The organism is Aliarcobacter sp. (assembly GCF_041672065.1).
Taxonomy (GTDB): Bacteria; Campylobacterota; Campylobacteria; order Campylobacterales; family Arcobacteraceae; genus Aliarcobacter; species Aliarcobacter skirrowii.
This window is the reverse complement of sequence record NZ_JBAZAH010000069.1, coordinates 1-7,571: the sequence shown is the minus strand read 5'-3', so window position 1 is coordinate 7,571 and position 7,571 is coordinate 1. Positions and strand designations below refer to the sequence as shown.

The window sequence follows — 7,571 nt, the reverse complement described above, 5'->3', positions numbered from 1 at the left end:
TCAAATTATTCAACCTAGATCGTAACTTAAGCTAATCACTTTTGTAGGTTCATAAAACAAAGGTAATTATGTCATTTTTAAATTTAGGATTATGTCCACAAATTCTTCGTGCAGTAGAAGAAGAGGGCTATACAATAGCAACTCCTATTCAAGCAAAGGCTATTCCAGTTATATTGTCAAAAAAAGATGTTTTAGCAGCTGCTCAAACAGGAACTGGAAAAACAGCTGGTTTTACACTTCCACTTTTGGAATTATTAAATAAAAACTATTCAAAAGATAGAAAAAGTTCTGTAAAAGCACTTATTTTAACTCCAACAAGAGAGTTAGCAACACAAGTAGCTCAAAGTGTTGAAGTTTATGGAAAATATCTTCCATTTAAATCAGCTGTTATTTTTGGAGGAGTTGGAATAAATCCTCAAAAAGCAATCTTAAAAATGGGTGTTGATATTGTAACAGCAACTCCTGGAAGATTACTTGATTTGGTTTTTCAAGATTGTTTAGATTTATCAAAAGTAGAGTTTTTGGTTTTAGATGAAGCTGATAGAATGCTTGATATGGGGTTTATTCATGATATTAAAAAGATATTATCAATTTTGCCAAAACATAGACAAAATCTACTTTTTTCAGCTACTTTTTCACCAGAGATTAAAAAATTAGCAGATAGTTTGCTAAAAACTCCTGTTTTAATAGAGGTTTCAAAAGCAAACAGCACTTCACACAAAGTTGAACAAACTGTTCATCATGTTGATAAAGAGAGAAAAAAAGAGCTTTTAATTAATCTTTTAAATAAAAATAGTTGGAAACAAGTTTTAGTTTTTACAAGAACAAAACATGGTGCAAATAAACTAAGTGAAGCTTTAATAAAAGATAAAATAACTTCAGCTGCAATTCATGGAAATAAATCTCAAGGTGCAAGAACAAAAGCTTTGGATGATTTTAAAGCTGGAACTGTAAGAGTTTTAGTTGCAACTGATATTGCTGCAAGGGGAATTGATATAGACCAACTTCCTCATGTAATAAATTTTGAGTTACCAAATGTTCCTGAAGATTATGTTCATAGAATTGGAAGAACAGGAAGGGCTGGAAATAGTGGAGATGCTATATCTTTAGTTTGTATTGATGAGCATGATTATTTGTTAGCAATTGAGAAATTAATTAAACAAAAGATAAATAAAATAGCAATAGAAGGATTTAAAGTAAATCCAAATATAAAAGCAGAACCTATTTCAAATGGTAGAAATAGAGCAAAAAGTGGTGCAAATAGAGCAACACAAAGTAGAGCTTCTAAAACAGAAGATAAAACTTCTAATTCAAAAAGAACTTTTGGTAGAAGTAGAAGAGTAAGCTCTAGTTTAAAAAGTAAATAGACTCAAATTTTAAGCAAGATATTGCAAAATATCTTGCTCTTTTAACAAAATTAATATTCAATTCATAGCCATATAGATATACTTTTTTTTTAAAAATATAGTAAAAATAGAAAGAATTTATAGATGAAAAAACTAAAACTACAAAATCTCGATTGCGCAAACTGTGCTTTAAAAATAGAGAAAACTTTAAATAATATGCCAGAGTTATCAAATGTAAGGCTTAATTTCTCAACTTCTACTTTAACATTTGAGCAAAATATAGACAAAGATTTAAGTGATTTAATAGAAAAAGAGATTCAAAAGATAGAAAAAGAGGTAATCATTGTAAAAGAAGAGAGTAAAAATCAAAAAAGATTTTGGCAAAATTTAGACAAAAAGCTTTTGTTTATTACTTTTTTATCACTCTTTTTAACTTATATCTCATATAACTATATAGAAAATAGACAAATCCAAATAACAGTTTTTTTAATAGCATATATGATTGTTGCTTGGGATGTTTTATATAAGGCATTTAAAAATATTATTGTTGGAAAAGTTTTTGATGAGTATTTTTTAATGTCAATTGCAACAATTGGAGCAATTGCTCTTTTTGATTTTGTTGAAGCTATTGCTGTTATGGTTTTTTATCAAGTTGGTGAGATGTTTCAAAGAGTTGCTGTAAATAATTCAAGAGATAGTATAAATGCACTTATAGATATAAAACCAGAATTTGCATTTGTAAAAGAGGGTGAAACTATAGTTCAAAAAACTCCCCAAGAGTTACAACTAGATGATGTTATTTTAGTAAAAGTTGGAGAAAAAGTTCCAGTTGATGCTATTTTGCTTGAAAACTCTTGCTCTTTTGATACAAGTGCAATAACGGGTGAGTTTAAACCAAAAACTTTAAAACAAAATGAAGAGGTTTTAAGTGGATATATAAATGTTTCAAATGCTGTTTATCTAAAAGTAAAATCACTTTACAAAGACTCAACAATCGCAAAGGTAATTGAGCTAATTGAAAATGCAAGTTTAAAAAAGGCAAATGCTGAAAAATTTATTACAAAATTTGCTTCTGTTTATACTCCAATAGTTGTTGTATTGGCTCTTTTTTTAGCATTTTTACCACCACTTTTTATAGAAAATGCTTTATACTCTGATTGGATTGAGAGAGCCTTGGTATTTTTAGTAATCTCTTGTCCTTGTGCTTTGGTTATATCTGTTCCTCTATCATATTTTAGTGCTATTGGAGCTGTTTCAAAAAAAGGTGTACTAGTAAAGGGTGCAAACTATATAGAAAAACTAACCGAAATCAAAAATTTTGTTTTTGATAAAACGGGAACTTTGACAAAAGGGGTTTTTGAAGTTACAAAAGTAGAAGCTTTTGATATGAGTATAGATGAGTTTCTAAGAGTTGTTGCGACAGTTGAGAGCTTTTCAACTCATCCAATAGCAAAAGCAGTTGTAAAAGAGTGCAAAGAGGAGTTAAACTTAAAAGAGCTTAGTTTTAGCGAAGAGTTTAGTGGTTTGGGTATAAAAGCTATTGTAAATGAAAAAGATATTTTAGTAGGAAACAGAAAACTTCTTGAAAAATTTGATATAAAAATTTCACAAAATCTAAATGAGAGTTTAAATATTGTTTATGTATCAATAAACTCAAAATTTGTTGGATATATTGTTGTAAGTGATGTTATAAAAAGTGAAGCAAAAGAGTTTTTAAAAGAGTTAAAAAAACTAAATATATTAAAAACTTATATGCTAACAGGAGATAAAAAAGAGCAAGCTTTAGAAGTTGCAAAAAATATAGGAATTGATGAGGTAAGATATGAGCTACTACCCCAAGATAAACTCAAAATTTATGAAAATATAAAAAAAGATACAAGCCAAACAACTGCATTTGTAGGAGATGGAATAAACGATGCTCCAACTTTAGCAAATGCTGATATTGGTTTTGCTATGGGTGGAATTGGAAGTGATTTGGCTATAAAATCTGCTGATGTTATAGTTTTAAATGATAATTTAAATTCAATAAGCGATGCAATAAAAATAGCTAAAAAAACAAAAGTTATTGTATATCAAAATATCATTTTCATAATGGCTGTAAAAATTGGCTTTTTATTTTTGGGAGCAGGGGCAGTTATAGGGATGCAAGAAGCAATTTTTGCAGATGTTGGAGTAGCTTTAATAGCTATATTTAATTCTATGAGAATTTTAAAAGAGATTAAAAAATAGGAAAATATTTTGAATTATGAGATAAAAAATAGTTTTATAAAAGCAAAAATCAAATCATTTGGAGCTGAATTAAATAGTTTACAAAAAATAGAGAATGATTTTGAATATATTTGGCAAGCAGATTCAAAATACTGGGCAAGACATTCTCCAGTACTTTTCCCAATAGTTGGAAGATTAAAAGATGATAGCTATTTTTATAAAGATAAAAAATATAGTTTGTTTCAACACGGTTTTGCAAGAGATAAAGAGTTTGAACTTATAAAAAAAGAGGATGACTTTATAGAATTTAGCTTAAAAAATGATGAAGAAACTTTAAAAAATTATCCATTTTTATTTGAGTTAAATATCTCTTATAAATTAGAGAAAACAAAACTAATAATTTCATATAAAGTTAAAAATAGAAGTGAATATAGACTATATTTTTCGATTGGAGCTCATCCAGCTTTTAATATTTCAAGTGGTGATTTTTTAGATTTTGAAGATGTTAGAACTGCTAAAAGATATTTTCTAAATGATAAAGGTTTGATATATAAAAATCAAGAGATTAATTTTACAGAAAATAGGCTTATTTTGGATAAAGAAATATTTCAAAATGATGCTTTAGTTTTTAATGATAAAAATATAAAATCTATTATTTTAAGAGATAAAAACAACAAAAAAATTTTAAAAGTAGAGTCCAAAGATTTTCCATATTTAGGAGTTTGGTCAAAACCAAATCTTGCACCATTTGTTTGTATTGAACCTTGGTTTGGAGTTGCAGATGAAGAGAATTCAAATCAAAATATTGAAGATAAAAGAGGAATTCAAGTTTTGCTAAAAGATGAGCTATTTTCTTGTTTTTATAGTATAGAAGTTTGATATAAAACTATTTTAATCTCTAGCCTCAATAACTCTTTTTAATAAATCATCTTTAAAAAATAGATTTGCTAACTTTTTTGAATGAATTCCATCGCTTAAAGTAATCTCAATTTTATCTTTTTCTATCTCTTTTGCAAATTTTATTAATCTTTTAACTTTGTTTCCATACTCATCAATTGTATAAATTTTTCTTCCAATAAATAGCTCATTTAAAGTTGGTTCTTTAAAAACTCCTACTAAAATTTTATTTTCATATAGATATTTCCATATTTTAATCTCTTGCTCATAAGTTAAAAAGTAGTTTGTATAATTTGAAAAGACTCTATTTCCTTTTATATAAAATTTAGTTTCAGGGAAAAATCCAGTTACGCAGTTGCACAAAAACATATCTTGTTGTTTCTCTTTAATTTTTGCAATACAAAAATATTTAAACTTTTTAAGTTTGTCTAAATATAGAAGTTCTTCGCTACTTTGATTTTGTAAAATTGCAAAAATAGAGAAAAGTTCAGCAAAATCTTCTTGGTTACTTGCTAGTGTTTCTAAAGTTAAAATAGCCAAAGATGAGCTACTTTCTAAACTATCTTTTGAGAGTTTATAAGTTTTTAAAATAGCTTTTTTCAAATCAATTATTGCTAATCTATTTTTCTCTATATTTATAAGATAGAGTTTTTGATTTGTTTTTCTCTCTTGAATAAATATATTTTTATCATCAATTTGAAAAGATTCATATTTTGCACTAATTTGTTTTTTAAAATCTACAATTTTCTCTTCAATAAATTTATAAACAAAACTATTATTATTTAAAAACTCTACTAATTCAAACTCAATATTAAAATCCAGCTCTTCACTATTTGAGTATATTTTATTTATGGCATCAAACTTTAATCCAAGGCTTAAAAGATAGTTTTTGTGCCTATATAACTCTTTTTGATCCTCTATTAAAATCTTTTTTAAAATCATCTTTTATCCTTATTTTTATTTGATAAATCATATATAAATGCAAAAATTTCAGCAACAGCTTTGTACATAGAAGCTGGAATCTCTTTGTCTATATCAATTTGACTTAAAAGTTCAACCAAATCCTCATCTTTTTTTATAGGAATATTGTTCTCTTGCGCAACTTTTATTATATTTTTTGCACCTTCACCCTTTGCTTTTGCTGTAACTTTTGGAGCACTATTTACCCCTTGTTCATACTCTAAGGCAACGGCTTTTTTAATTTTTTGATTATCTTGCAATTTTATGCCTTTATATCAATACTATTTGAAAATATACTCTCTTTATAAAAATTTTGATACTTTTGCTCTAAATTATCCTCTTTTTTATCATCTTTCATATCAAGAAGTTTTATATTTACAGCTATTAACTCTACACTATTCAAAGCTTTTTTTAGTGTTTGTAAATTCTCTTTAATAGCAACTTTAAAATGCTCTCTTTGTGCATAAATTGTCAAATCAAGCTTATTTTTATCATATAAAAATAGCATCAAATCAACTTTTCCAAAATCTTTTAGATTTAGATTAATCTGACAAAAAAACTTCTCTTCCTCTTTTTGTTTCATCTGAATAAAACCATCTTCAAGCATATCCCAAAAAAATGGAATAAAAACAAAATTTGAGTTTGAAGCTAAGCTTCCAAGCTGATTTAGTTCAACTTGAGCTAAAAGATTGTTTATAATTTTTAAATTCTCAATAGATTTTGCATCGCTTTTATTTGTTAAAGCCTCTTGAAGCTTTAGTAAATTTGCTTTAAAATCATCATCAAAATTATACTTTGAACTATTTAAAAGTTTGTTTTCCAAAAAAACACCACTATTTTTTATCTGCTCTTTTAAATTTAGATCATCTATGTTTTGAAAGTTTTTTAGAAAATTTTCCAAAGGTGTTTTTAAATTTGATAAGCTCTCATCACTTTGTAGATTTTGTAAAAGTGTAGAGATATTTGAAGATAGAGTTCCAAGCTCTTTTGAAAAATTTAAATTTTTTAATAAATTTTCTAAATTAGTAGCAGATTTAGAACCATCTTTTAGTGCCAAAAATAGCTCTTTTATAATTTTTAAAACATCAGCACCACTATTTTGATTTGTTAAAATAGATTTTAGCTCACTGTCTAAACTACTATCTAAAATCTTATTTAGTAGTGTTTGGTTGTTTGATAAAAGTATATTTAAGTTTGACTGATTTGAAATTAACATCTTTGATTATAACACAAACTATAAGCCTTTTAAACCTTTTCTCATTGCTTCAACTAATGATTCATTTGCCTTAGTTTTTGTAAATAGTTCAAAAGCCAAAACCCCTTGAAACAGTAGCATATCCTCACCATCTTTAATAACATTTTCTAAACTTTTGGCTAAATTTAAAAAAGGTGTCTCTTTCCCATAGATGCAATCAACTGCATAAGAGCTTGATTTTAAAACATCTTCTAAAATCTCTTTCGAAGCTGGAAGCAAATCATCTTTTAAACCCGCACTTGTTGAGTTTACAACTAAGTCAAATTTTTCAATTTTAAAATCATCAAAAGAGTAGGCTTTTATACTATTGTTTTTAAAAAAGTCTAGTTTATTTGCACTTCTATTTAAAACTGTAACATCATAGTTTTTATCTTGTAAAGCCAGAGATATTGCTTTAGAGGTTCCACCAGCTCCTAAAAGTAAAACTTTTTTAACATCTTTAAACTCCTCTATAGATTTTAAAAATCCAGGTGCATCAGTATTGTATGCTAAAACTCTGCCATTTTCTAAAATATAAGTATTTGCAGCCTCTATTTTTTTTGCAATTCCAATAACTTCATCTGCCATTTTGTATGCAAACTCTTTATGAGGAACAGTTATATTTGCTCCACTAAAACCATTTTTGATAAACTCCTCTTTTATTTTTTGTCCATCTTCAAGCAAAAACTTCTCATAGTTTGCATCTATATTTAAGTGCCTAAAACCAGCATTTTGCATTTGAGGTGATTTTGAGTGCATAACAGGATTTCCAAATATACAAAATTTTTTCATTAGTTTACCTCGTATAATAAATTTATGAATATATAACCTAGCTTTTAGCTAAAAAATATATTCTTTTAAGATTGAAGTACTAACTTCAAATCTTTTACTTTTTACAGTCTATGACTTTAGATATAACAACATTT

Annotated in this window: 7 protein-coding genes; 3 read left to right on the top strand and 4 right to left on the bottom strand. The window is 26.7% G+C overall.

What is annotated here, in order from left to right:
• Positions 1 to 68: 68 nt before the first annotated feature.
• From WC168_RS08755 to WC168_RS08745, 3 genes are all read left to right on the top strand, one after another.
• Positions 69 to 1,367 (top strand): DEAD/DEAH box helicase, encoded by a 1,299-nt coding sequence (locus WC168_RS08755; RefSeq protein WP_372618726.1) that lies wholly within the window; start codon positions 69 to 71, stop codon positions 1,365 to 1,367.
• A 123-nt stretch (positions 1,368 to 1,490) separates the two neighbouring features.
• Complete coding sequence (locus WC168_RS08750; RefSeq protein ID WP_372618724.1) at positions 1,491 to 3,575, top strand: heavy metal translocating P-type ATPase; 2,085 nt, start codon at positions 1,491 to 1,493, stop codon at positions 3,573 to 3,575.
• Positions 3,576 to 3,584: 9 nt separating this feature from the next.
• The gene (locus tag WC168_RS08745; RefSeq protein ID WP_279135524.1) at positions 3,585 to 4,433 is read left to right on the top strand and encodes an aldose 1-epimerase family protein; all 849 of its coding nucleotides are present in this window, start codon (positions 3,585 to 3,587) and stop codon (positions 4,431 to 4,433) included.
• Positions 4,434 to 4,445: 12 nt separating this feature from the next.
• On the opposite strand, the gene WC168_RS08740 is transcribed toward WC168_RS08745, so the two are convergent.
• The 4 genes from WC168_RS08740 to WC168_RS08725 are packed head-to-tail and all read right to left on the bottom strand — an operon-like array spanning position 4,446 to position 7,437.
• Entirely contained in the window at positions 4,446 to 5,393 is a 948-nt protein-coding gene (locus WC168_RS08740) for a hypothetical protein (RefSeq protein ID WP_279135525.1), read from the bottom strand.
• The gene (locus WC168_RS08735) at positions 5,390 to 5,671 is read right to left on the bottom strand and encodes an EscU/YscU/HrcU family type III secretion system export apparatus switch protein (protein WP_228137767.1); all 282 of its coding nucleotides are present in this window, start codon (positions 5,669 to 5,671) and stop codon (positions 5,390 to 5,392) included. The genes WC168_RS08740 and WC168_RS08735 overlap by 4 nt, the downstream gene beginning before the upstream one ends.
• Before the next feature lie 2 nt (positions 5,672 to 5,673).
• The gene (locus tag WC168_RS08730) at positions 5,674 to 6,627 is read right to left on the bottom strand and encodes a flagellar hook-length control protein FliK (protein ID WP_279135530.1); all 954 of its coding nucleotides are present in this window, start codon (positions 6,625 to 6,627) and stop codon (positions 5,674 to 5,676) included.
• An 18-nt stretch (positions 6,628 to 6,645) separates the two neighbouring features.
• Complete coding sequence (locus tag WC168_RS08725; RefSeq protein WP_372618721.1) at positions 6,646 to 7,437, bottom strand: shikimate dehydrogenase; 792 nt, start codon at positions 7,435 to 7,437, stop codon at positions 6,646 to 6,648.
• Between the last annotated feature and the right edge of the window lie 134 nt (positions 7,438 to 7,571).

What these genes read in the sequence shown, in the direction of transcription:
- WC168_RS08750 (WP_372618724.1), top strand. Translation starts at nt 1,491, where the DNA reads ATGAAAAAACTAAAACTACAAAATCTCGATTGCGCAAACTGTGCTTTA.
- WC168_RS08740 (WP_279135525.1), bottom strand. Translation starts at nt 5,393, where the DNA reads ATGATTTTAAAAAAGATTTTAATAGAGGATCAAAAAGAGTTATATAGG.
- WC168_RS08755 (WP_372618726.1), top strand. Translation starts at nt 69, where the DNA reads ATGTCATTTTTAAATTTAGGATTATGTCCACAAATTCTTCGTGCAGTA.
- WC168_RS08730 (WP_279135530.1), bottom strand. Translation starts at nt 6,627, where the DNA reads ATGTTAATTTCAAATCAGTCAAACTTAAATATACTTTTATCAAACAAC.
- WC168_RS08725 (WP_372618721.1), bottom strand. Translation starts at nt 7,437, where the DNA reads ATGAAAAAATTTTGTATATTTGGAAATCCTGTTATGCACTCAAAATCA.